Consider the following 23569-nt stretch of genomic DNA (forward strand, 5'->3'; position numbering starts at 1 on the left):
GCGGAGACGAGGAGTCCGTCGGTGGTCTCCAGCGGGCTGAGGCTGATCTCGACGGGGAACTCGGTGCCGTCCTTGCGCAGGCCGTGCAGTTCGAGTCCGGCGCCCATCGGGCGCACCTGGCGGTTGTCGGTGTAGCCGTTGCGGTGCCGGTGGTGGTGGCCGCGGAACCTGCCGGGAACGAGGAGGTCGACGGAATGGCCGAGCAGTTCCTCGCGCCGGTAGCCGAAGAGGGCCTCGGTCTGGGCGTTGACGAGTTTGATGGTGCCGGTGTCGTCGACGATGACCATGGCATCGGGTGCCGCCTCCAGCAGACCCCGAAACCTTTCCTCGGCCGCCTTGCGGTCGCTGACGTCGCGGACGGCGGCGGAGACGAGGAGTCCGTCGGTGGTCTCCAGCGGGCTGAGGCTGATCTCGACGGGGAACTCGGTGCCGTCCTTGCGCAGGCCGTGCAGTTCGAGTTCCGCGCCCATCGGGCGGACCTGGCGGTTGTCGGCGTATCCGTCGCGGTGGAAGGTGTGGTGGGCGCGGAAGCGGCCCGGTACGAGGAGTTCCACGGGGCGCTCGAGCAGTTCCTCGCGGGTGTAGCCGAAGAGGGCCTCGGTCTGGGCGTTGACGAGTTTGATGGTGCCCGTGTCGTCGACGATGACCATGGCATCGGGTGCCGCCTCCAGCAGACCCCGAAACCTTTCCTCGGCCCCCGCCGGAGCGTCGTTGCGCGGTTCGCCACCGCACGCGCATCGCCGGGGGACCGCCGCACCGGCGGGCCGCGCTGAAGTCTCATTGACGAAGTTGCCCATGCCTGCCCCAGGGTGTGCCGTGTTCGTGAACGGCCCATCAGAGCGTACGGAGAGCAGGCGTGCGGTTACATGTCGTTAACTGACCCGACCGCGGCCGAACCTGTCCTGGACGGCACTTTCCCTGGTCGGTTGCCGGTGTCATTGTCTTCGGCGCTCCGGGGCCGCGCCCGCTCGGCACGGGCCCGGCCCCGGAACGCCGGACCGTCTACGGAACCAGGTCCACGTCCGCCGCCCGGACGAACTGCACCCGGTGCCCGAACTGGATCTCGTAGTACATGTCCGTACCGATCACGACCCGGTGCGGTGTGGTGTCGAAGGTCGGCGAGTAGAAGTACTCTCCGGGCACCTTGTCACCGGCCGCGTAGCGCTGGCCCGCGAGGATCTTGTACGGCAGGGGCGAGACCGCCTGGACGGGCACGCCCGCCGGGTACGCCTCCTTCTCCGGGTACGCCCTGCCGTACACGGGGATCTCCGCCAGGCCCGCCTTGGGTGTGACGGCCGGCCCCGACGCCCTGACCGCGGTCGGCTGCTTGTGCGGGTTCTTGAACCAGGCCTTCTGGCCCAGGTACCAGATCGCCGTCCAGTCGCCGTCCCGTCCGGCGACCGCGTACCGCTGTCCGGTGGAGACGCGCGAGCCGACGTCGTTCACGCCGGTCGTCGAGGCGTCGCCCTTCGGGTACAGACCGATGTCCTGGATCAGCGGGGAGTTCTCGTCCGGCTGGGAGTACAGGCGCACCTCGCTGGAGCCGTGCGCTGCGCACGGCTCGCCCTTGGTGACGCAGCCCGTGTACACCGGCTGGTTCGCGTCGAAGTCGGGCAGGACGGTCACCAGCTCGGCGCCCTTGCCGTACGCGGGGTGGAAGGGGTGGCCCAGGAGCGTGAAGTAGTGCTGCCAGTCCCAGTACGGGCCCGGGTCCGTGTGCATGCCCGGGATGGTGGAGGCCGTGGGGCCGGGGACGTTGTCGTGCCCGAGGATGTGCTGCCGGTCCAGCGGGATGTCGTACTTCCGGGCGAGATACCGCACCAGGCGGGCGGAGGCCCGGTACATCTCCTCCGTGTACCAGGTGTCGGGCGCGGTCAGAAAGCCCTCGTGCTCCAGTCCGATCGACTTCGCGTTGATGTACCAGTTGCCCGCGTGCCAGGCCACGTCCTTGGCCTTCACGTGCTGGGCGATGTGCCCGTCGGTCGACCGCAGGGTGTAGTTCCACGACACATAGGTCGGGTCCTGGACGAGGTTGAGCACCCCGTCCCAGGTGCCTTCCGTGTCGTGGATGACGATGTACCTGATGCTCTGCGCGGCGGGCCGGTCACCCAGGTCGTGGTTGCCGTAGTCGCCCTCGCCGAACTCCTCGTAGGGGGCGGGGATCCACTCGCAGGACACGGTCCTCGGGCACTCGGTGCCGTCGGCGGAGGCCGTCCGCAGTCCCGCACGGCGCAGCTGCGCGGTGTCGGGGCTGAGGCCGGGCCGGGCGGCGAGCGTCACCTGCTGGCCGGTGTCCGTGGTGCGCCGCTCACCGGTGCGCATCACGTCGTACGCGTCGTCGGCGTAGGCCGCCGCGGTGGAGCTGTCGTCCGCCCCCGAGAAGCGTGCCACCGCTCCGTACCAGTCGGCGGGGTTCTCGCTCAGCGGCTCGCCGAGGTCCCGCTGCGCGGCGGCCAGGAGGGCGGCGCCGCCCGCGACGTTCGCCGCCGCGTCGGTGCGCAGCCGCTGTGCCGGCAGACCGGTGAGGTCGGCGGCCTTCGTCAGGGTCTTGAGCCGGTCCGGGAGCTGGGAGTCCTCCGGCACGCGCACGTCCGGCAGGAGGGCGGAGCGCGAGCTGTCGCCGCGGGCGTCCTCCGTGCCGTCGCCGTGATGCGCGGTCGCGGTGATCGCCGTACGGGCGTCGGTCAGGTGCATGGGACCGTAGCCGCCGGTGACGCTCGGGGCGCCGGCGTGCGTGTCCCAGCGGGACTGCAGATACGAAACGGCGAGCAGCACGCTCGACGGGACGTGGTACTCGGCGGCCGCGGCGGTGAAGGCCCCCTGCAACCCGTTCGAGGGTGCCTCCACGGCGGAGCCCGAAGGGGCCGCGCCGAGCAGCGGCAGCAGCAGCGCCGCCGAGGCGACGGCTCCCGCGGTTCTGCGCGCACGTCTGTGCCTGGTGGTGCCCTGGGGTTCGGTGGCGGACCGGTGCAAAGCAGCCTCCTGGGACGGTCGAGCGCTGTGGGGCGTGCGAGAGCCGAACGCGTCAGTGCTACCGGCTCTCCGACGATCCGTCAATCATGCGCAGCAGGAGGCGATTTCCCATGTCAGGGAGGGCGGAGGGGGTTTCGTGGCGGACGGCCTCCCGGCCTGCGGGGCGTCAGTGGAGTGGACCATTGCCCCGAACGGCTGGTCGTGCACGAAGGAGGTCCGCGGCGCGCCGGTGTGTCGGCGTGACCGCGGACCTCCGTCCCCCTTCAGCGAGTACCGACGGCCGCTCGCACGGCTCGCCGGGCGAGCTGGCAGTCGTCGTGCAGCCGCCTCAGCAGCAGCCGCTGTTCCTCGCCGGACGGCGCAGCAGCCGGGTGGGTGGGTCCCGCTGCCGCCGGGGCCGCGTCGTGCAGGGAACGCTGCACGGCCATCTCGTACGTACGGATCTCGCGGGTCAGGACGATCATCAGGTTCACGAGGAAGGCGTCCCGTGCCGCCGGGCCCGCCGTCTGCGCCAGCTGGCTGATCTGACGGCGTGCCACGGGAGCGTCGCCGAGGACCGCCCACAGCGTCGCCAGGTCGTAGCCCGGCAGGTACCAGCCCGCGTGCTCCCAATCCACCAGCACTGGACCGGCCGGTGAGAGAAGGATGTTCGACAGGAGGGCGTCGCCGTGGCAGAACTGGCCCATGCCCTGGCGGCCGGAGGTCGTGGCGATACCGTGCACCAGCTTCTGCAGGTCGCCCATGTCCCGGTCGGTGAGCAGGCCCAGCTCGTGGAAGCGGGAGATGCGTTCCGCGTAGTCCAGCGGGGCGTTGAAGGTCCCGGCCGGGGGGCGCCAGGCGTTCAGCCGGCAGATGGCGCTCAGCGCGGCGCGGATGTCCGCGCGGGGCGGGGCCTCGACCGGGTGGCGCTGGAGCGCGGCCACCCGGCCCGGCATGCGCTCGATCACCAGTGTGCAGTTGTCCGGATCCGCCGCGATCAGCCGGGGCACCCGCACAGGCGGGCGGTGCCGGACGAACAGACGGTATGCAGCTATTTCGTGCCGGATCCGCTCGGCCCAGGCGGGGGAGTGGTCCAGTAAGCACTTGGCGACGGCCGTACTGCGTCCTGTCGTGCCGACGAGGAGCACGGAGCGTCCGCTGCGGCGCAGCACCTGGACCGGAGCGAACTCCGGACAGATCCGGTGCACCGACGCGATCGCCGTGCGTAGCTGGGCCCCCTGGGGGCCGGACAAGTCGAGTCTCCCGCTGAGCGGTTGGGTGCCGAGCCCCGGAGCGCGCCGTGTCCGGGCGGCACCGAGCACGGGGGCCGGCTGACGCGTGGGGTCGAGGTAAGGGCCGCTGCCCACCGGGCGGGCGTGAAACGACCGGGGCGGAGCGGACACGGAGGACGATGCTGTGTACATGGGCGAAACAGATCCCTTCGTGTGCCTGCGAGTTGCCGCGCTCCCGCCCCGGCCGCCTGGTTCATCCTGGGGAATGTCCCTGGCAACCGGGTCGGGGTGGCGCGTTCCTACCTGACACCCGACGTCCACTGGCACACCATCTGGCGCACCCTGGCGAACCCTGGCGAATAGTCGCTCAGCAACTGACAGACGGTTACTGTCGAAATCAGCCGAGAACCTGGGGGCTTGACGTGAACGGACAACCCAACACTCGTCTGTCGGACCTGTTCGGCCTGGCCGGCTGGTCCAAGGGTGAACTCGCGAGGCTGGTCAACCGGCAGGCGGCGGCCATGGGCCACCCCCAGCTGGCGACCGACACCTCGCGGGTGCGGCGGTGGATCGACATGGGAGAGATCCCGCGCGATCCGGTGCCGCGGGTGCTGGCGGCTCTGTTCACCGAGCGTCTCGGCCGTGTCGTGACCATCGAGGACCTCGGTCTGGTCAGGCACGGGCGTGCGGGGAAACGGCAAGGTGCCGCCGGGAGTGTGGAACATCCCGACGGAGTGCCGTGGGCGCCCGAGCGGACTGCCACGGTCCTCACCGAATTCACGGGAATGGACCTCATGCTCAACCGACGCGGCTTGGTGGGCGCGGGTGCCGCGCTCGCCGCGGGATCCGCACTCAGCACTGCCATGCACGACTGGCTGCACACCGATCCGGCCCTGACGGCCGACGCTCCGAAGTTCGAAGACCCCCTGCACGCCGACCCCGCCGGGTTCGACCGCTATGAGGCCGCCCCCATCGGGTCGCAGGAGGTTGAGGAACTGGAGCGCTCCGTCGAGGTGTTCCGGGCCTGGGACGCGGCCCGCGGAGGCGGGCTGCAACGCAAGGCCGTGGTGGGCCAGCTCAACGAAGTGGGAGGCATGCTCTCCTACCATCACCCCGACCATCTCCAGCGGCGCCTGTGGGGCGTCGCCGCCAACCTCGCCGTCCTCGCGGGCTGGATGTCGCACGACGTCGGCCTGGAGCCCACGGCTCAGAAGTACTTCGTCATCGCCGCCCACGCGGCCCGTGAGGGCGGCGACCGGCCCCGTGCGGGGGAGGCGCTCTCACGGGCGGCCCGCCAGATGGTGCACCTGGGCCGGCCGGACGACGCACTGGACCTCATGAAGCTCGCCAAGTCCGGTTCGGGTGACGAGGTACTGCCCCGCACCCAGGCGATGCTGCACACCATCGAGGCCTGGGCGCAGGCGTCCATGGGCAAGGGTCAGGCCATGCGGCGCACCCTGGGTGTGGCGGAGGACCTGTTCGTCTCCGATCGCGGTGACGTACCCCCGCCCAGCTGGATGCAGTTGTTCGACGAGGCCGACATGCACGGCATGCAGGCGCTCGCCTACCGCACGCTCGCCGAACACGAGCCGGCCGCCGCGGTGATCGCGCAGCGGCACGCCAAGGAGGCCCTGAAACTGCGGGAGTCGGGGCGGGACCGGTCGAAGATCTTCGACCACATCTCGCTCGCGTCGGCCTGTTTCATCGCCGACGACCCCGAACAGGCGGACCGTTACGCGCGACTTGCCCTCACGTCGATGGGCGCCAACTCCTCCCATCGCACCTGGGACCGGCTGCGCGAGATGTACCGGCTGACCGGGCAGTACTCCAGCTATCCGAAGATCAGCGATCTGCGTGAGGAGATCAAACTCGCGCTGCCGAAGGGTTCGCTCAAGCCCAGGCGCGGCGACAGCACGCGCGTCTAGAGCGCACCGGTCGCACAGGTCGCGCCGGTTGCGCCGCGGCGGCCCGGCTGACAACGACGTCAGCCGCCGCCAGGGGAGGATGTCCGGGGGGATGCCCGTCCCGGCCGTCTCTTCGTTCCGTCCGGATCCGGTGCCTTCGGGCTTCGGTGTTCGCGGCGTCCCCGCATCCCTGTCGTCTTCGACGTCCTCGACGTCCCCGGCGTCAGGATCCGATCCGGGCGATGAGCACGCAGGCGTCGTCCTCGCGCTCGGTTCCGCCGAACTCCTCGACAACCATCCGCATACAGTCCTGAGCCGTACGGGCCTCGCCGAAGCGTGGGGCCAGGTCGAGCAGCCTCTGGACGGCCCTCGCTCCTTCCTGACCCCCGGTCCCGTCCGGGTGCGGGCCCTCCGGTCGCCGGGGGACCAGTCCCTCGGTGTGCAGGAGCAGCAGGTCGCCCACCTGGAGGCTTTCCTCGGCCTGCCCGTAGACGGCGCCCGAGGTGGCGCCTAGCAGGACGCCGTCCGGTGCGGACAGCGCGCGCCCCGTCCCGTCGCGGTACAGCAGCGGGGCGGGGTGCCCTGCCTGCGCCCAGCTCAGGGTGCGGGTGGCGGGGAGGTAGCGGCAGCAGACGGCGCTGCCCAGGGCGGGCTGCACGGTGGCGTCGAGCAACTGGTTCAGCCAGGAGAGGAGTTGGCCGGGCCGGGTGCCGGCGACCGCCATGCCGCGCAGGGCGCCGAGCAGCATCGCCATGCCCGACGTCACGGTGACTCCGTGGCCGGTCAGGTCGCCCACGCTCAACAGGGTCTCCCCGTCGGGGAGTTCGAGGGCGTCGTACCAGTTGCCGCCGATCAGCGCGCTGCTCGACGACGGCAGATAGTGGGCCGCCACGTCCAGCGCCCGGGGCCCCTGGCGGGGGAAGCGCAGGGAGCCGCGCCAGGGCGGCAGCACGGCCTCCTGGAGTTCGACCGCGAGCCGGTGCTCGGTCCGTGCGACATGCCGCTGGCGCTGGAGGGATTCCCGGGTCTCGCCCACCGTCCGCTGACTGCGGCGCAGTTCGCTGACATCGCGCAGCACGGCCCACATCGAGGCGGTGCTGCCGCCGGCGTCGAGCATGGGCTCGCCCATCATGTGCACGGTCCGTACGCCGCCGTCGGGGCGCACGATGCGGAACTCCCCGTCGATGGGTTTGGCGTCGATGAGGCAGTCGGTGACCATCGCCGTCAGCATCGGCCGGTCCTCGTCGAGGACCAGCGAGGGCAGTTCGTCGAGGGTGAGCGGGGGTGCGGCGGCGTCACGGCCCAGGATCTGGTAGAGCTCGCCGGACCAACTCGCCTCGTCCGTCAGCAGGTTCCACTCGGCGCTGCCCACCCGGCTCAGCAGTGAGCCGTGCGCGGGTGGGGCCGGCGTGGTCCGGGCGGCGGCGGTGGCCTCGGGGAGGACGGGCAGCTCCGTCGGTCCGTCCCGGAGCTGGGCCAGGTGCGCGTCCAGGTCGTTGAGCTGGTGCAGCGCCAGATTGCACAGCGCGCGCTGCCAGCGTCCTTGCGCGTCCTCCTCGTCGGCGGGAGCCTCACGCCGTACCGCGTCCACCTCGCCGCGCAGGGCGCGGGTCTGCGAGATGAGCGCATCGACCGTGCCGCGGCTGGGCGGCTGGGCGGCGGGGCGGTCCGCAGAGAGATGGGGTGGCATGACGTACTCCGATGCGGGGACGGTACGACCTCGGTGACGGAAGGACCGCTACGACTGTCGCACAGCCCGCGACGCACTGTAAGTGGTTTGGCAACACCCGATACGGTCATGCTTCTGGCATATGCCGCAGTCCTCCCGGAGTGGGTGACCGGTCCTGATGAGGTAGTCGCCGGACGAGGTCAAGTCGTAGACACCGTACGTGACTTGAGGGTGGCGGTCGGTCCTGTGCGCGGCTTTCATTCTGCTGTTCGAAGGGCGTTTGTGCGAGTGCTCGGGCCAGTTCAGAGCGAACGCACGAAATCCGTCACCTCGGCCTCGTACAGATAGGACGGATCGATGCCCATCGACGCGAAGTTGCCCTCGATCTCCAGGGCGACCATGCCGTGCAGATGGGCCCACAGGAGGGTGGAGCGCGCGGCGACCGCCTCCGGAACGCCCTGGAAACCGTGCCGCTCGCGCCACTGAAGGAACTGCGCCGCCGTGCCTCCCGCGGCCTCCGGCTTCGGCTCGGCCAGGGCGCTCACCGTGTCGAGGAGTACGCGCATGGCCGGCTGCGAGGCGTCGACCAGGTCCGCGGCCTGGGCGTCGTAACCCTGGAGCGGGGCCCGGAAGAGCAGGCGGTAGCGGTGCGGTTCCGCCAGTGCCCAGGCCCGGTAGGCGTGCACCAGCCCGGTCAGCCGTTCGGCCGGGTCGGCCGGACCGGTCCCGGCCGCCCGGGCGAGGGCCGACGCCAGGTCTCCGTAGGCGTCGACCACGAGGTCGGTCAACAGGCTGTCGCGGTTGGCGAAGTAGCGGTAGAGCGCGGGGCCCGTCATGCCGAGCTGCTTGGCGATCGCGTTGAGCGACAGCGCCTCCGGGCCGCCCTCGGCGAGCTGGCGCAGCGCCGCGGTCTTCACTTCCTGGCGTACCTGCGCGCGGAACCGGTCGCGCGGACCGGTCCCGCTCCGGGTGTCTGCGGCCACGTCGTCGCCTCTTCGTGTCGGGTTGCGGAAGTCGGTACTGTTAGAGCCTATCACGAATGCGATAGTCAGTAACCATCCGGCGTGGCCGGACCGCCGCCGTCACCGCCCCGCGCGCGTCGACGCGAAGAGGCGGGCCGACACCCTCGGGGCGGCCCGCCGGAATGCGTCCGACCTCCGTCCGCCGGCGGAGCGGTCGGGCGTGGAGGTCAGGCGTGGAGGTCAGGCGTAGAGGTCCGGGCGCGGGACGAGTTCGACGGCCACCCGGCTCCCGCTCTCCAGCGCCCGGACCCCCGCCTCGGCGACGGCGGACGCCGCGTACCCGTCCCAGACCCCGGGGCCGGTGACCCGGCCGGCGCGGGTGGCGTCCACCCAGGCCTGCACCTCACGGTCGTAGGCGTCGGCGAAGCGCACGAGATAGTCCTGCGCCACCTCCTCGCGCCGGCCGCCCGCCGTCGTCACGGCCAGGGAGCGCTCGTCCCCGATCCGCGCGCTCCCCGCCTCGCCCACCGCCTCGCACGCCACCTGGTAGCCGAACCCGCAGTTCACGAAGACCTCGACGTCGACCAGGGCGCCGCCGGCGGTCTCGAACAGGACGAACTGAGGGTCGATCAGCCCCTCGGGTGCGGTCGCGGAGGGCCGGGGGCGCAGCACGGTCACCGCGGTGAGCTCCTGCCCCAGCAGCCAGCGTGCCGCGTCGATCTCGTGCGAGACGGAGCTGTTGACCAGCATCTCCGAGGTGAAGCCGGGCGGCGAGGAGACGTTGCGGTGGGTGCAGTGCAGCATCAGCGGGCGGCCCAGCCGGCCGCTGTCCAGCAGGGACTTCAGGCGCCGGTACTCGGCGTCGTAGCGGCGCATGAACCCGACCTGCGCCAGCCGGCGCCCCAGCCGTATCTCCGCCTCCATCACCCGCAGCGCCCCCGCCGACTCCGGCACCAGCGGCTTCTCGCACAGGACCGGGAGGCCTCGGGCGAACGCCGCGAGCAGGGCCTCCTCGTGCGCGGGGCCGGGGGAGGCGACCAGGACGGCCTCCACCCCGGGCGCGTCGAGCGCGGCCTCCGCCTCGGGGTGGACCGAGGCGCCGTCGATCCCGGCGACCGCCTCCTCGGCGCGACCGGTGTCGGGATCCGCCACGGCGACGACCCTGGCACCGCTCACCACCCGGTCCAGGCGGCGTACATGGTCGGCTCCCATGTGTCCGGCACCCAGTACCGCCACACCCAACAGCTCACTCACGCGGTGCGCACCTCTCCGACGACTGCCGGGACCACAGCGGCCCGGTGATCCGATTGTCGGCCGCGGAGATCGATGGCGCAGCACCCTGACGCCGGTCTTCGGTGCACATTCCGGGCAATTGGTTGTTAATGTCGCTCAGGTCGCCAGATTGACGTTGCCCGCATCGTGGTCGAGCACGACGATGCCCTCCCCGCAGGACACCCATGACGCAGGTCGACACGGAATCCGAGGCGGCGCCTTCCGCCAAGCTGACCCTGGTCACGCTCTCCATGATGGTGGTCGGCTCCATGGTCGGCGCCGGGGTGTTCTCCCTCCCCAGGCGGTTCGCCCAGGAGACGGGTGTCGCGGGAGCGCTCATCGCCTGGGCCGTCGCCGGCACCGGCATGCTGATGCTCGCCTTCGTCTTCCAGCGGCTCGCCGTCAGCAGACCCGACCTGGACGCGGGCGTCTACGCCTATGCCAAGGCCGGCTTCGGCGAATACCTCGGATTCTTCTCGGCCTTCGGCTACTGGGCCAGCGCCTGCGTGGGCAACGTGACCTACTGGGTGCTCATCATGTCGACGATCGGGGCCATCGCCCCCGCGCTCGGCGACGGGGACACCGTCCTTTCCGTCGTGCTCTCCTCGGTCGGCCTGTGGGCCTTCTTCTTCCTCATCCGGCGCGGGGTGAAGGAGGCGGCGGCCATCAACCGGATCGTCACCGTGGCCAAGATCGTCCCGATCCTCGTCTTCGTCGTCCTGGCGCTCTTCTATCTCAAGCCCCGTGTCTTCGCCGAGAACTGGGGCGGCGCCGCCTACGCCGGCTCACTCTTCGAGCAGGTCAGGGGCACCATGCTGGCCACCGTCTTCGTGTTCCTCGGCGTCGAGGGTGCGAGCGTCTACTCCCGGCACGCCAAGCGCCGCGAGGACGTCGGCCGGGCCACCGTCCTCGGCTTCCTCAGCGTGTTCGCCGTCTTCGCCTCGGTCACGATCGTGTCGTACGGGCTGCTGCCCATGGCGGAGATCGCCGAGCTCAGGCAGCCGTCGATGGCCGGGGTGCTGGAGAGCGCGGTCGGCAACTGGGGCGAGGTCTTCGTCAGCGTCGGCCTCATCGTCTCGGTGCTCGGCGCCTACCTCGCCTGGACGCTGATGGCGGCCGAAGTGCTCTTCGTCGCGGCCAAGGACGAGGACATGCCCCGCTTCCTGGCCCGCTCCACACGGGCCGACGTGCCGGTGCCCGCACTGCTGCTGACCACCCTGCTCACCCAGGTGGTCCTGGTCGTCACCCTCTTCTCGGACGACGCCTTCAACTTCGCGCTCGACCTGACCAGTGCCCTGACGCTGATCCCGTTCCTGCTGGCGGCGGCCTTCGCCCTGAAGATCGCCCGGCGCCGGTTCGGCGGCGATCTCGTCGTCGCCGCGCTGGCCACCCTCTACACCGCCTTCCTGCTGTACGCGGCCGGGCTGAAGTACCTCCTCGTCTCCTTCATCATCTACGCGCCCGCCACCGTGCTGTTCGTGATGGCGCGCCGCGAACAGGGCAGGACGCCGTTCTCGCCCCGTGAACTGGTCATCCTCGTCGTCTCGGTCGCCGGTGCCGTCCTGGGGATCGTCGCCCTGGCGCTGGGCTGGATCAGTCTGTGACCCGTCGGCCTCCACCCGGGAGAAAGGCACACCGTGACCAGTCAAGACACCACGAGCCGTCCGCCGTACGGCGTCCACTCCGAGGTCGGCAGGCTGCGCAAGGTCCTGGTCTGCGCGCCGGGTCTCGCCCACCGCAGACTCACCCCCACCAACGCCGACGACCTGCTCTTCGACGACGTGATGTGGGTGGAGAACGCCCAGCGCGACCACGCCGACTTCGTCAACAAGCTGCGCGGGCGCGGGGTGGAGGTCGTGGAACTGCACGACCTGCTCGCCCAGACCGTCGCCCTGCCCGCCGCGAAGGACTGGCTCCTCGACCGGAAGATCACCGCCAACGAGGTCGGACTCGGACTCGTCGACGGCACACGGGCCTTCCTGGAAACCCTCGAACCCGCCGCCCTCGCCGAGTTCCTGATCGGCGGACTGTCCACCGCCGACCTGCCCGACGAGTTCCGCACCGGCTACCTGTCCCTGGCCCGCGAATCGACCGGCGTGCGCGAGTACCTCATGCCGCCGCTGCCCAACACCCTCTACACCCGCGACACCACGTGCTGGCTCTACGGGGGGCTGACCCTCAACCCGCTCTACTGGCCGGCCCGGCACGACGAGACGCTCCTGATGAAGGCCGTCTACTCCTTCCACCCGGACTTCGCGGGCTCCAAGGTGTGGTGGGGCGACCCCGAACTCTCCTGGGGCCAGGCCACGTTCGAGGGCGGCGACATCATGCCGGTCGGCAACGGGGTCGTCCTCATGGGCATGAGCGAGCGCACCTCCCGGCAGGCCATCAGCCAGGTCGCCGCGGCCCTGTTCCAGGGCGGAGCGGCCGAACGCATCGTCGTCGCGGGCATGCCGAAACTGCGCTCCGCGATGCACCTCGACACCGTCTTCACCTTCGCCGACCGCGACCTCGTCACCCTGTATCCGGCCATCATGGACTCGGTGCACACGTTCTCCCTGCGGCCGAGCGACAAGGCGCCCGGCGTCGAACTCACCGACGAGGGATCCCGCGCCTTCACGGACGTCGTCGCCGAGGCGCTGGGGCTGCCGGAACTGCGGATCGTCGAGACCGGCGGCGACGTGTACGCCTCCGAGCGCCAGCAGTGGGACAGCGGCAACAACGCCGTCGCCCTGGAGCCCGGTGTGGTGTTCACCTACGACCGCAACACCCAGACCAACACCCTGCTGCGCAAGGCCGGGATCGAGGTCATCACCATCGTCGGGTCCGAACTGGGACGAGGACGCGGCGGCGGCCACTGCATGACCTGCCCCATCGTGCGGGACCCCGTCGACTTCTGACGCCTCGCGCAGGTCCGGTGCGGTGCGGGGGACCGGATGTCGCCGGCCGGGGCCGCCGCCGCTCCGGGGCTCAGAAGACGTCCGGATCGGCGGCGGCCCAGTCCGCCGCCCAGGACGGGGGCGGCTCCGCGAGCAGCACCCCGGGCGCCAGCCACTCGTAGAGCTCCGCGTACGACCGCACCGCGGAAGGCCCGACGCGCCGCAGCAGCCGGTCCGGGGTGAGGCCGCCGGGCTCCCGTACGCCCATCGCGGCCATGATCCGGCCCGCGCCGAGCACGGTGGCCCGCTGGTAACGCCGCACCCGCTCCGACTTGTCGGCCACGTCCAGCGCGCGGACCCGGTACGGATCCTGGGTCGCCACTCCCGTCGGGCAGGTGTTCGTGTGGCAGCGCCGGGCCCGGACGCAGCCGAGGGCGAGCATCATCGCGCGGGCCGCGTTGGTGTAGTCGGCGCCCTGGAGAAGCCGTCCGACGATGTCCGAGCCGGTGGCGACCCCGCCGCTCGCGCCGATGCGGACCCGGTCGCGCAGTCCGGTGCCGACCAGCGCGTTGTGCACGGTGATCAGCCCCTCGGTCAGCGGCGTGCCGAGACCGGCGGCGAACTCCGCGGGCGCGGCCCCCGTGCCGCCCTCCGAGCCGTCCACGACGACGAAGTCGGGGGTCACCCCCTCGGCGAGCATCGCCTTGCAGACCGCCAGGAACTCGCGCCGCGAGCCGACGCACAGCTTGAAGCCCGTCGGCTTGCCGCCCGCGAGCTCCCGCATCCGCGCGACGAACAGCACCAGCTCCCTAGGTGTCGAGAACACCCGGTGACACGGAGGCGACACCACGCTCACGCCCTTCGGAACACCGCGCTCCCGGGCGATCTCCGCGCTCACCTTCACCCCGGGCAGCACACCGCCGGACCCGGGACTCGCCCCCTGGGAGACCTTCAGCGACACGCACTTGACCTCGGGCAGCGCCGCCTTGTCGGCGAACTCCCGTGCCTCGAAGTCCCCTTCGGGGGTGCGGCACCCGAAGTACCCCGTGCCGATCTCCCAGACGAGGTCACCGCCGCCCCGCAGATGGTGGTCCGAGAGGCCGCCCTCGCCGGTGTCGTGCGCGAAACCCCCCAGCGCGGCGGCCCTGTTGAGCGCCAGGACGGCGTTGGACGACAGGGCCCCGAAACTCAGCGCGGAGACGTTCAGGAGCGCCATGTCGTAGGGCTGCGTGCAGTCGGGGCCACCCACCCGGACGACGGGCGGCTCGTCCGGCACCTCGACCGGGCGCAACGACGGCTCCAGGAACTCGTGACCGTCCCGGTACACGTCGTGCTCCGTGCCGTGGAACGCCTTCGCCCCGTCTCCGTCGGTCCCCTCGGCGCGCTCGTACACGAGGGCGCGGACGCTCCGGTCGTGAGGCCGCCCGCCGGCCTCGCGCCCGGGCACGGACTCCCGGACCTTCGGACGCGCGGCCTCCAGCAGGAAGGGCAGTCGGCCGACCAGCGGATAGTTGCGCAGGAGCGAGTGGCGGCGCTGCGCCAGGTCGCGGGCGCCGAGCCCGGTCAGCGCGAGCAGCGGGCCCGCCGCGCACCACCACCACGCCGAGACGGTGCCCGCCAGAAGCAGCGCCCCGGCCGCACCGAGGGCGACGAGCAGCAGTGGGAGCATCCGGCGCACACCCCGAGTCAAACCCATCGGGACGAAAGCCGCAGACCGGGGCGTCCGCGCGGGGAGCGACTCTCACCCCGCGGGGGTGTCCGTCAGTAGCCGTCCGTGTCGTCCTCCGGGCCGCAGGAGCTGCCGCTGGCCGGCAGCGACCCGTACAGCAGATAGTCGTCGACCTTGCGGTGCACGCACTTCGAGGACGTGTACCCGGTGTGCCCCTCGCCCTTGTTGTCGAGCACCACGGCGGAGGAACCGAGGCGCCTGGCGGTCTCCAGCGTCCAGCGGTACGGGGTCGCCGGGTCCCCGCGGGTGCCGACGAGCAGCATCTTCGAGGCGGGTACGTCGCGGACCTTCTCGCGTATGTAGTCGGTGCCCTTCGGGCGGCCGTAGCACATCAGCACCTGGGCGAGCCGGTACTGCCCGAAGACCGGCGACGCCTCCTGGTAGGCGGCACGCAGGGCGGCGACCTGCCGGGCGACCTCACCGGCGCCGGGCCGGTCGGGGTCGTCGGCGCAGTTGATCGCCATCAGGGCGGCGGGGAGGTTGTCGAGGGGGACGTCCTCCTCGTCCACGAGCCCGCCGTTTCGCGGCGGACCCTGCCGGACGGGCGTGGAGGTGGCGGGAAGGGAGATGCCGCCGTAGAGCTGGAGGAGTCCGTGGGTGTCGCCGTCCTGGATCAGCAGACTGAGCGCCTGTTCGAGGACGGGCCACATCTCCTTGCTGTAGAGCGCCTGGCTCATCGCCCCCACCAGGTCCTGTCCGGTGAAGTCCTGGCCGAATTCCGAGGGCACCGGGTCCTCGTCCAGCGACTTGACGAGCTGGACCATCTGCTCGCCGGCGCTGCGCGGGTCCTGGCCGAACGGGCAGGCCAGGTTCTTCGCGCACCAGGTGATGAAGCCGTCGAGCGCGGTCTGCTGCCCCTCCGCGCCTATGCGGCCCTGCTCGGTGATCGGCTCGGTGAGGGTGTCGACCCCGTCGAGCACCATCCGTCCCGTCTTCTTGGGGAACTGGGCCGCGTACACCGCGCCGAGCCGCGTGCCGTACGAGAATCCGAGGTAGTTGAGCTTCTTGTCGCCGAGGGCCTGGCGCATCACGTCCAGGTCGCGGGCGGCGTCGACCGTGCCGATGTGGGGCAGGACCGCCCCCGAGTGCCGGGCACAGATGTCGGCCGCCTTCTTGACCGCCTTGAGCGCCGCCTGCACGTCGGTGCCGGCCGCCGCGGCCCCGAAGATCTCGTCCGCGCCGTCGCCGCAGCTCACGGGCGAGGAACGACCGACTCCGCGCGGGTCGAAGGTCACCACGTCGTAGCCGTTCGTCAGCCCCATGAAGTCCTTGCCGCTCGCCGCGAGCCCGGGAACGCCCGCGCCGCCCGGACCGCCGAAGTTCAGCAGCACCGAACCCCGCGAACGGCCCGTCGCCCGGTAGCGGGCCAGCGCCAGGTCCAGCGTGCCCCGGTCCGGCCGCGCGTAGTCCAGCGGGACGGTGATCTTGCCGCACTGCAGGTCCTTGGGCATGCCCTCGCCCCTGCAGGCCGCCCACGTGACCTTCTGGTGGTAGAAGCGGGACAGGTCGGGCCCGTCGGCGGCGCTCGCCGCCGCCGGCAGACCGGCCGCCAGCAGGGTCAGCGTCGCGGTGGCGGCTCCCACGACCGCGAAGCGTTGGTGCACGGACAGCATGCCTGCCTCCAGGGTCGCCTGCGGTGGACCGGCGATACCTCCCGGATCACGATAGACGCGGCTTTTGGGGCACGCCTCCGGGCGGGCGGAACCGGCCGCCGCCCCCCGACCCGCGCCGGCGTCCCCCGTAGGGGGTGCGGCGGCCGTTCGAAAGGGGTGCCGCTCGAAGGGGTGAAAGGTCGACAAGCCATAACCCGGATCGTTCGCAGACGTTCTTGGCAATGTGGGCGACCGCCCACGTCGTTGTCAGGAAGGCAGTGAACGAATGAAACGGGTGACCCGAAATGGTCTGATCGCCGCGGCCGCCGCCTCGGGCGCGCTGGCCGCGGTGGTGCCGGCGCACGCCGACTCCGCGGCGGACGGCGCGGCGGCGGGTTCGCCCGGCGTGATCTCCGGCAACACCGTCCAGCTCCCCGTGCACGTGCCCGTGAACCTGTGCGGGAACACGGTGAACGTGGTCGGGCTGCTCAACCCCGCCGCGGGCAACCGCTGCGCCAATCAGGGCTCCGGAGGCGGTTCCGCCGCGACCGGCGGCGGCGTACGGCACGGGGGAGCCGGAGCGCACGGTGCCGCCAACGGCCGTGGCGGCACGGTCGCCGGCGACAGCCGTGACGGCGGGGGCGCGGTCGCGCACGGCCGCGGAAAGGATTCGCCGGGTGTGCTCTCGGGCAACGGCCTGCAGCTTCCGGTGGATCTCCCGGTCAACTTCAGCGGAAACTCCGTGACGGTCGTCGGCCTCGGCAACCCGGCTGTCGGGAACGAGTCCGTCAACACCTCGGGCGCCAAGCCGGTGCAGCCCCACCACGGCGTGAAGCCCGCCCCGAAGCCGTCCACGCCGGCGGCGGCGGTTCCCGCCCCCACGACCGTGGAGCGGGCCACGGAGCGGGACGGGGCCATGGCCTCCCTCGCCCACACGGGTGCGGACGACGTGCTGCCGGCCATCGCGGGAAGCGCCGCGATGCTGCTCGGCGGCGCCGTGCTGTTCCGCCGGTTCCGGCCCGGCGCGGTGCGCTGACCCGCGGCGGTCACGAGCAGGAGGCTCCATCGGACGGGTGACCGGTGGAGCCTCCTTCACGCCCGGCCTCCGTTCGCGGACCCGGCGTTCCGGGAGGCTGCGGTGAGGTGGCCGAATCCGTTCCGGTGCGCGGTGCCCGTCGCTGCGATCGGCACGGAGATCGGCAAGGATGCTGCGCGAGCGACCGGCCGGCGCACCGCGCGTCCGTCCGCCGGCGCGCCTTTCGACCTGTACGCATTGGAGTGCCCCATGACCTCTCCGGGACCCGACGGCCTCGTCGTCAGCCAGGCCACGCTCGAGGACTGGAAGGTCGTCGTCGGCTGGGCCGCGGACGAGGGATGGAATCCCGGCCTGTCCGACGGAGCGAGCTTCTTCGCACAGGATCCCGAGGGCTTCTTCGTCGGACGCCTCGACGGGGAGCCGGTCTCGGCGGTCTCGGTGGTCAACTACAGCGCCGACTACGCCTTCCTGGGCTTCTATCTCGTGCGCCCCGATCTGCGCGGGAGGGGCTACGGCCTCGCCACCTGGGAGACGGCCCTCGCCCACGCGGGCGACCGGACCGTCGGCCTCGACGGCGTGGTCGCGCAGCAGGACAACTACCGCAAGTCCGGCTTCGAACTCGCCTACCGGACCGCCCGGTTCACCGGTGTGGTGCCGGCGGGGGAGCGGCCGGCGGGCGTGCGCGCGGCCGGTCCCGCGGACCACGCGGCGATCACGGCGTACGACGCCGCCTGCTACCCGGCCGACCGGCCGGTGTTCCTGGAGTCGTGGCTGACCGCCCCCGGACACCGCACCTTCGTCCGGCACGCCGACGGCGGCCGGCTCTGCGGGTACGCCGTGCTCCGTCCGGCGCGCGACTCCCTGCGGGTCGGCCCCCTGTTCGCCGACACCGCCGCCGACGCCCGTGCCCTGTTCGCCGCGCTGGCCGCCGACGCGGACGGCAGGACCCTCGCCGTCGACGTGCCCCAGGCGAACGCGGAGGCCGTCGCCCTGGTCGGGAAGCTCGGTCTGGGCCCCTCCTTCGAGACGGCCCGCATGTACACCGGTCCTGTCAGGGAGTTCGCCGGCGAGCGCGTGTTCGGGGTGACGTCACTGGAACTCGGCTGAGTCCCCGGCGGCCGCGACCCCGGTGAGCAGGACCATCCCGGAGTCCCCGTAGTCCGGCAGGGTCGGGTCCGACTGGATGCGGCTGACCGTGAGCCGGTCGGTGAGCGGGGTGAACACCTCGGTGATCACGTCCGTGTCCACCGGACAGCCGGGCCAGCGGGATTCGGCCCCGATCCGGTAGGTCGGCATGTTCTCCATGAAGGCGGCGACCAGATGCCCGCCCGGCACCACGCACCGGACGAACCGGCGGCAGAAGTCCTTGAACTCCTCGAAGTCCTCGGTGGCCCCCTCGGCCACGAAGTGCATGGAGGCGAGGCCGTAACCGCCCGGTTCGATGGACCTGAGGTCGCCGTGCACCAGACGCACCGGGGACAGGGCCCCCTCCAGCGTGTCGGGGACGTCCGGGTTGAGGCTGCGGCACAACGCGTGGAACGGCAGCCAGCTCTCCTCCGGTGGTCCGCTCAACTGCCGGGCCAGATATGCGGCGTTGGAGGCGCCCGCCTCCACGGCGTCGATCCGGCGGCTCGCGGCGGACGCCAGGATCAGCGGATAGAGGTTGGGACCCGCCCCGACCTCCACGGACCGGCTCACACTGCCCGGGGCCAACTCGCGGTAGAACGCGCTGTGGTGGCTGATGACCGCCGCGTCCGCGGGATGCAACTCGCGGTAGTTCTCGGACAGATAGTCCTCGACGGGCCAACTGTCCCAGTTCACGTCGTCATTCAGAACCGCCATCGCTGACTCCGTCCCTCGGCCGCAGCCGATAACGCTCGGTGAGCCGGGTGAGTGTGTCGTTGAGCCGGTCGACGTCTTCGTCGGAGTTGAGCGCGGTGAGCTGCAGCCGGAAACCGACCCGGTCGCGTGGTACGAGGGGATAGGCCGCGAGGGTCACGTAGATGCCGTTGTCCCACAGGAACCCGCCGACCACGTCCAGGTCGTCGGCGTCGGCGAGAGGGATCTCGATGATCGGCAGACGGTCCGTGTTGAGCGTGCCCACCCCGAGTTCCTCCAGATGGTCGAGCACCCGCCCGGTCTTGCGGTACAGATCGGCCCGGATCTCGTCCCCGCGGCTGTCGTTGACGTCGAGACCCGCCATCGCCGTGGCGAGGGAGGCGGTGGGGGAGGGGCCCGAGTAGAGGTAGGGGCCCGCCGCGGTCTTGAGGCGGTCCTTGAGAGCGCTGGGAAGCGCCACGAACGCCAGCAGCGACGAGTACGCCTTGGAGAACCCGCCGACGAGCACGATCCCCTCGTACGACTCCCCCGAGTGCCGCACGATGCTGTTGCCGCGGTCCCCGTACGGACACGACTCGTTCGGGCCACGCTCTCCGATGACGCCGAAGCCGTGCGCGTCGTCGATGTACAGCAGGGCGTTCCGCGGCCTGCACACCTCGGTGAGCCGCGGCAGGTCGGGGATGTTCCCGGTCATGCTGTTCACGCCGTCCAGACAGACGAGACGGGGCAGTTCGGCGGGTACGGCGTCCAGCATGGCGGCCAGTTCGTCGGGGCGTCCGGCGTGGAACCGGTGCAGCGTCGCGCCCTGCCCGCGGGCCCCCACGCAGCCGTCGAACACGGTCCGGTGCGCCGTGGCCTCGACGAAGACATGGCCCTGGCCCGCCAGGGCGGGGATCACCGAGGCGTGGATCAGGGTCAGCGTCGGCAGCAGCAGCGTGTCCGGAGCGCCGAGCAGGTCGGCGAGCCGCTCCTCGATGTCGGGGTACAGGCGCGGGCTGCCGATCAGCCGGGACCAGCTCGGGTGGGTGCCCCAGCGGTGCACGGCCGGCTCGATCGCCTGGATGATCTCCGGATCGCAGTCGAAGCCGAGGTAGTTGCAAGAGGCGAAGTCGATCAGCCAGTGGTCGCCGCTGCGGATGTGCCGGCCCCGCACCTCGTCCAGCACGGCGTCGCTCATGGGGCTGGTCTGCCGCAGGTGCTCCAGGTCTCGCCAGCGCCTGGAGCGGCGGGTGTTGTCCGTCTGGGTGCCGTCGGGTCGCACGCCGTCGGACTCCGTGCTCCCGGTCTGCTTGCCGTCCGCCGGGTTGCTGTCCGCCTGGTTGCCGTCCGTCCGCTCGCCGTCGGTCGCCTTGCCGTCGGTCGTCCGCCCGCCGTCCGTCCGTGAGCCGTTCGGCCGCCCGCCGTCGCCGTCACCGCCCGTCGCCGCGGGCAGGGCGGGCGGGGTCGTGCCGGGGCCGGCGGAATCCGGATCCGTCTGTGCCATGGAGTACCTCGTTTCCGCCGCCCTGGCGGCGGACCGTACCGGGCTGCGAACCCCGTCGCGCTGGCGCAGCAGGAACTCGCTCTGCTGCACCGTCATCGGCCGGGCGAAGAGGAAACCCTGTCCGAACCGGCACCCCATGCCGGCCAGGAGATCCCGCTGCGCCGGATCCTCGATCCCCTCGGCGATCACCTGGATGCCCAGGGTGTCGGCCAGGCCGACGATGCCCTCGACGAGGGCGACCTGCCGGGTGTCCAGCGCGATGTCGTCGATGAACGTCTTGTCGATCTTCAGTACGTCGACGGGGAAGTCACGCAGGTACCGCAGTGAGGAGTAGCCGCTGCCGAAGTCGTCTACGGCTATGTGTACCCCGAGGTCCTTCAGCGAATACAGGACAGCCTGAATCTGCGCGTCCCGGCGCATCAGTACCGTCTCGGTCAGTTCGAGCTGGAGCGAACCCGGGGCGAGTCCCGGGGTCTCCAGCGCCCTGCGCACCTCGCCCAGGAACCCGCTGTCGCGGAACTGGCGGGGGGAGACGTTCACGCTGACGTACGGCGGGTCCGCCCCGTCGGCCGTGCGCTGGAGTCCGGCGATGTCGGTGGTGGCGTTCGACAGGACCCACGCGCCGAGGGGGGTGATGTGCCCCGTCTCCTCGGCGAGGGCGATGAACTGGTCGGGTGGAACCGGATCGTGCTGCGGATGCGGCCAGCGGGCCAGCGCCTCGAAACCGACGACCTCGCCCGCGTTGATGTCGACGACCGGCTGGTAGCGCAGGGTGAACTCGGACCGGGCGACCGCGCCGTCCAGGCGTGCCTGGAGATCGTGCCGCTCCACCATCCGCACCCGCAGCCGCGGCAGGAACCTGCGCCACTGCCGCTTGCCCGCGGCCTTGGCCGCGTAGAGGGCGAGGTCGGCGTGGCCGAGCAGTTCCTCCGCGTCCGTGCTGTCCCTGGCGGTGGCCACGCCGACGCTCGCGGACACGCTCACCGAGCCCTCGCGGAGACTGAACGGCCTGCTCAGCGCCTGGATCACCTGGGCGGCCAGGAGTTCGGCGTCCAGCGGCTTCTTCGCGTCCTCCATCAGCACCGCGAACTCGTCGCCCCCGAGCCGGGCCGCGGTGTCCGTGCGGCGCAGCGCTCCGGAGAGCCGTTCGCCGACGGCGGTCAGCAGATGGTCGCCGGTGGAGTGCCCCATCGTGTCGTTGACCATCTTGAAGTCGTCGAGGTCGATGAAGAGAAGACAGGTGAGCGTCGTCCCGCGGCGGCTGCGCAGCAGGGCGCGCTCGATCCGTTCCAGGAGCAGGGTCCGGTTCGGCAGTCCGGTCAGCGGATCGTGGAACGCCCGTTCCGTCAGCTCGTGTTCCAGGCGACGCTGCTCGGTCACGTCCCGCAGGGTGATGACCAGACCGGCGACCGTGGGGTCCTTGCGGAGGTCGCTGCAGCGCACCTCGACCTCGATGCGGTTGCCGTCGCGCAGCACCCACCAGTGGTCGTGGGTCTCGGGGGACCCGCCGTTGCGCAGGGCGCCGAGTCCCCTGACCACCCGTGTCCGGTCGCTGGAGTCCACCAGTTCGGGCAGCGGTACCCCGGTCAGCTCCACCTGGCCGAAGACGGCCCGCGCGGAAGGGCTCGCGTACCGGACCGTGTTGTCGTCCTCGACGATCAGGATGACGTCCGAGGCGTTGCGCACCAGGGTGCGGAAGTACGCCTCGCTCTCCTTGCGGATGATCTCCTGGCGCAGCGCGATGCGTTCCACGGCCAGACCGGCGTGCGAGGCCAGGATCTCCAGCGAGCTCTGGATCTCGCGGAGTTGCTGCTCGGGGCCGGCCGCCATCAGCACGCCCGGCAGCTCCCCGGTCGGCTCGTCGGGCGGGATCATGGGGCAGACCAGAGTGGTCGGCAGACCGTCGAGCCGGCCCGCGATGTCCGCTCCGAGCTCCGCGGTCGGCACCAGGTGCGAGCGGCGGGTCGCCAGCCCGCTCGCGTACTCGGCCGACAGCACCAGACTCCGGTGCTCGACCTTGGGCCCGAACAACGTGCTGATGGCGGTGTCGCAGGCCCGCGCCACGTCGTTCGGTCGGACCGCCGCGACGAGGGCCGTGGCCGCGGTGCGCAGTGCCAGTTCACGTGCCACGGCACTGCGGTGGGCCACCACCATCCCGGAGAGCCGCAGGATCACCAGCAGGAAGAGGGCGGCGGAGAAGACCGCGATCACGGCGGCGTCCTGGGCGCTTCCGCGCCGTCCCTCGTACAGCAGGATCCCGGGTGCCACGAGGGTGGCCGCGGCGAGCATGAACAGCCGGCGGCGCGTCGGACGCAGGGACTCCTGCCGCTCCACGGGCCGGGTCAGCTCCACCATGGAGGGATGCAGCCCGGCGAGTCCCCAGGCGGTGTAGAACACGATCCAGCCGGAGTCCAGCAGGGTCCCGGTCTGCCACAGGTCGTTGAGCTGGAGAATCCCGTACGCGATGTCGAACGTGAGCAGCGTCGCGGTGCCCAGAACGAGGAGCTGCACCGAGCGGATGCGGCCGGAGCCGGGGCTCGCGGCCAGCAGGCGGGCCAGCATCGCGAGGACGAGGACGTCGCCGATCGGGTAGGCGATGCTGATGGCGCGCTGCTGCCACGTCATGCCCGGCACATGGGTGAGCGGCTGCACGAGGAAGACCCAGACCGGCAGCGCGAGCCCCAGCGCGAAGATCAGCGCGTCGAGCAGGCTGGGCAGGTCGTGTCCGGGCCAGCGGTAGCGGACGAGGCCGTAGAGACCGCCGGCGAACAGGGGATAGACGGCGAGGTAGCAGGCGTCCGCGACGGAGGGGAACGGGTTGTTGAAGTGGAAGTAGGACTCCATCACGTTGTACGACGAGTCGCCCGCGGCGAACGCCAGCAGGCCCGCGGCCAGCAGGACCCACGGCCAGCGGTGGCCGGGGCGGTTGACGACGATTCCCGTGATCATGGCGGCGACGCCGCCGAGTCCGATGACGGCCCACAACGGGGTCCGGGTCGCGGGAACGGCCATGTAGATGA

Annotated in this window: 15 protein-coding genes; 5 read left to right on the top strand and 10 right to left on the bottom strand. The window is 71.4% G+C overall.

The annotated features are described in order from the left end of the window. The 3 genes from ACFYYF_RS11770 to ACFYYF_RS11780 form a co-directional block, all read right to left on the bottom strand. Nucleotides 1-650: PAS domain-containing protein (locus tag ACFYYF_RS11770; RefSeq protein WP_388774021.1), on the bottom strand; the 650-nt coding region annotated here is incomplete at its 3' end. Nucleotides 651-1002: 352 nt separating this feature from the next. After that, a complete protein-coding gene (locus ACFYYF_RS11775) occupies nucleotides 1003-2973 on the bottom strand; it encodes an N-acetylmuramoyl-L-alanine amidase (protein ID WP_388774023.1) in 1971 nt (656 codons plus the stop codon). 263 nt (nucleotides 2974-3236) lie between these two features. After that, on the bottom strand, nucleotides 3237-4376 hold the full coding sequence (locus ACFYYF_RS11780) for an aminoglycoside phosphotransferase family protein (protein WP_388774026.1): 1140 nt from the start codon (nucleotides 4374-4376) through the stop codon (nucleotides 3237-3239). 230 nt (nucleotides 4377-4606) lie between these two features. Here ACFYYF_RS11780 and ACFYYF_RS11785 point away from each other — a divergent pair, with 230 nt between their 5' ends. Continuing rightward, a complete protein-coding gene (locus tag ACFYYF_RS11785) occupies nucleotides 4607-6109 on the top strand; it encodes a hypothetical protein (RefSeq protein WP_361682619.1) in 1503 nt (500 codons plus the stop codon). A gap of 202 nt (nucleotides 6110-6311) precedes the next feature. Here the strand turns inward: ACFYYF_RS11785 and ACFYYF_RS11790 are convergent, their stop codons facing one another. The 3 genes from ACFYYF_RS11790 to ACFYYF_RS11800 form a co-directional block, all read right to left on the bottom strand. After that, nucleotides 6312-7778 (bottom strand): PP2C family protein-serine/threonine phosphatase, encoded by a 1467-nt coding sequence (locus tag ACFYYF_RS11790; protein ID WP_388774028.1) that lies wholly within the window; start codon nucleotides 7776-7778, stop codon nucleotides 6312-6314. A 281-nt stretch (nucleotides 7779-8059) separates the two neighbouring features. Next, nucleotides 8060-8740, bottom strand: a complete 681-nt coding sequence (locus ACFYYF_RS11795; RefSeq protein ID WP_388774030.1) for a TetR/AcrR family transcriptional regulator — start codon at nucleotides 8738-8740, stop codon at nucleotides 8060-8062. 219 nt (nucleotides 8741-8959) lie between these two features. Further along, entirely contained in the window at nucleotides 8960-9973 is a 1014-nt protein-coding gene (locus ACFYYF_RS11800) for a Gfo/Idh/MocA family protein (protein ID WP_388774033.1), read from the bottom strand. Nucleotides 9974-10176: 203 nt separating this feature from the next. Here ACFYYF_RS11800 and ACFYYF_RS11805 point away from each other — a divergent pair, with 203 nt between their 5' ends. Next, entirely contained in the window at nucleotides 10177-11595 is a 1419-nt protein-coding gene (locus ACFYYF_RS11805) for a basic amino acid/polyamine antiporter (RefSeq protein WP_388774035.1), read from the top strand. 33 nt (nucleotides 11596-11628) lie between these two features. Beyond that, on the top strand, nucleotides 11629-12891 hold the full coding sequence (locus ACFYYF_RS11810; RefSeq protein WP_388774037.1) for an arginine deiminase: 1263 nt from the start codon (nucleotides 11629-11631) through the stop codon (nucleotides 12889-12891). A 70-nt stretch (nucleotides 12892-12961) separates the two neighbouring features. On the opposite strand, the gene ACFYYF_RS11815 is transcribed toward ACFYYF_RS11810, so the two are convergent. Both ACFYYF_RS11815 and ACFYYF_RS11820 read right to left on the bottom strand, forming a co-directional pair. Next, nucleotides 12962-14539 (bottom strand): FMN-binding glutamate synthase family protein, encoded by a 1578-nt coding sequence (locus ACFYYF_RS11815; RefSeq protein WP_388774040.1) that lies wholly within the window; start codon nucleotides 14537-14539, stop codon nucleotides 12962-12964. Nucleotides 14540-14631: 92 nt separating this feature from the next. Then, complete coding sequence (locus ACFYYF_RS11820) at nucleotides 14632-16212, bottom strand: alpha/beta hydrolase (protein WP_388774042.1); 1581 nt, start codon at nucleotides 16210-16212, stop codon at nucleotides 14632-14634. Between the two features lie 265 nt (nucleotides 16213-16477). Between ACFYYF_RS11820 and ACFYYF_RS11825 the strand changes: the two genes are divergently transcribed. Further along, nucleotides 16478-17227, top strand: a complete 750-nt coding sequence (locus tag ACFYYF_RS11825; protein WP_388774045.1) for a chaplin family protein — start codon at nucleotides 16478-16480, stop codon at nucleotides 17225-17227. Nucleotides 17228-17476: 249 nt separating this feature from the next. Then, nucleotides 17477-18334: a GNAT family N-acetyltransferase gene (locus ACFYYF_RS11830; protein WP_388774047.1), complete on the top strand. Its 858-nt coding sequence runs from the start codon at nucleotides 17477-17479 to the stop codon at nucleotides 18332-18334. Here the strand turns inward: ACFYYF_RS11830 and ACFYYF_RS11835 are convergent. Together ACFYYF_RS11835 and ACFYYF_RS11840 are read right to left on the bottom strand one after the other, a co-directional pair. Beyond that, complete coding sequence (locus tag ACFYYF_RS11835) at nucleotides 18317-19069, bottom strand: class I SAM-dependent methyltransferase (RefSeq protein ID WP_388774050.1); 753 nt, start codon at nucleotides 19067-19069, stop codon at nucleotides 18317-18319. The two genes, ACFYYF_RS11830 and ACFYYF_RS11835, sit on opposite strands and share 18 nt — an antisense overlap. Beyond that, nucleotides 19053-23561 carry an aminotransferase class I/II-fold pyridoxal phosphate-dependent enzyme gene (locus ACFYYF_RS11840; protein ID WP_388774379.1) on the bottom strand — a complete coding sequence of 1503 codons (4509 nt, stop codon included), beginning with the start codon at nucleotides 23559-23561 and terminating at the stop codon, nucleotides 19053-19055. The genes ACFYYF_RS11835 and ACFYYF_RS11840 overlap by 17 nt, the downstream gene beginning before the upstream one ends. Between the last annotated feature and the right edge of the window lie 8 nt (nucleotides 23562-23569).

The sequence above is a fragment of the Streptomyces sp. NPDC001914 genome, assembly GCF_042891215.1.
Classification (GTDB): Bacteria; Actinomycetota; Actinomycetes; order Streptomycetales; family Streptomycetaceae; genus Streptomyces.

What these genes read in the sequence shown, in the direction of transcription:
- ACFYYF_RS11780 (WP_388774026.1), bottom strand. Translation starts at nt 4,376, where the DNA reads ATGTACACAGCATCGTCCTCCGTGTCCGCTCCGCCCCGGTCGTTTCAC.
- ACFYYF_RS11790 (WP_388774028.1), bottom strand. Translation starts at nt 7,778, where the DNA reads ATGCCACCCCATCTCTCTGCGGACCGCCCCGCCGCCCAGCCGCCCAGC.
- ACFYYF_RS11805 (WP_388774035.1), top strand. Translation starts at nt 10,177, where the DNA reads ATGACGCAGGTCGACACGGAATCCGAGGCGGCGCCTTCCGCCAAGCTG.
- ACFYYF_RS11815 (WP_388774040.1), bottom strand. Translation starts at nt 14,539, where the DNA reads ATGCTCCCACTGCTGCTCGTCGCCCTCGGTGCGGCCGGGGCGCTGCTT.
- ACFYYF_RS11820 (WP_388774042.1), bottom strand. Translation starts at nt 16,212, where the DNA reads ATGCTGTCCGTGCACCAACGCTTCGCGGTCGTGGGAGCCGCCACCGCG.
- ACFYYF_RS11825 (WP_388774045.1), top strand. Translation starts at nt 16,478, where the DNA reads ATGAAACGGGTGACCCGAAATGGTCTGATCGCCGCGGCCGCCGCCTCG.
- ACFYYF_RS11830 (WP_388774047.1), top strand. Translation starts at nt 17,477, where the DNA reads ATGACCTCTCCGGGACCCGACGGCCTCGTCGTCAGCCAGGCCACGCTC.
- ACFYYF_RS11835 (WP_388774050.1), bottom strand. Translation starts at nt 19,069, where the DNA reads ATGGCGGTTCTGAATGACGACGTGAACTGGGACAGTTGGCCCGTCGAG.
- ACFYYF_RS11840 (WP_388774379.1), bottom strand. Translation starts at nt 23,561, where the DNA reads ATGGCCGTTCCCGCGACCCGGACCCCGTTGTGGGCCGTCATCGGACTC.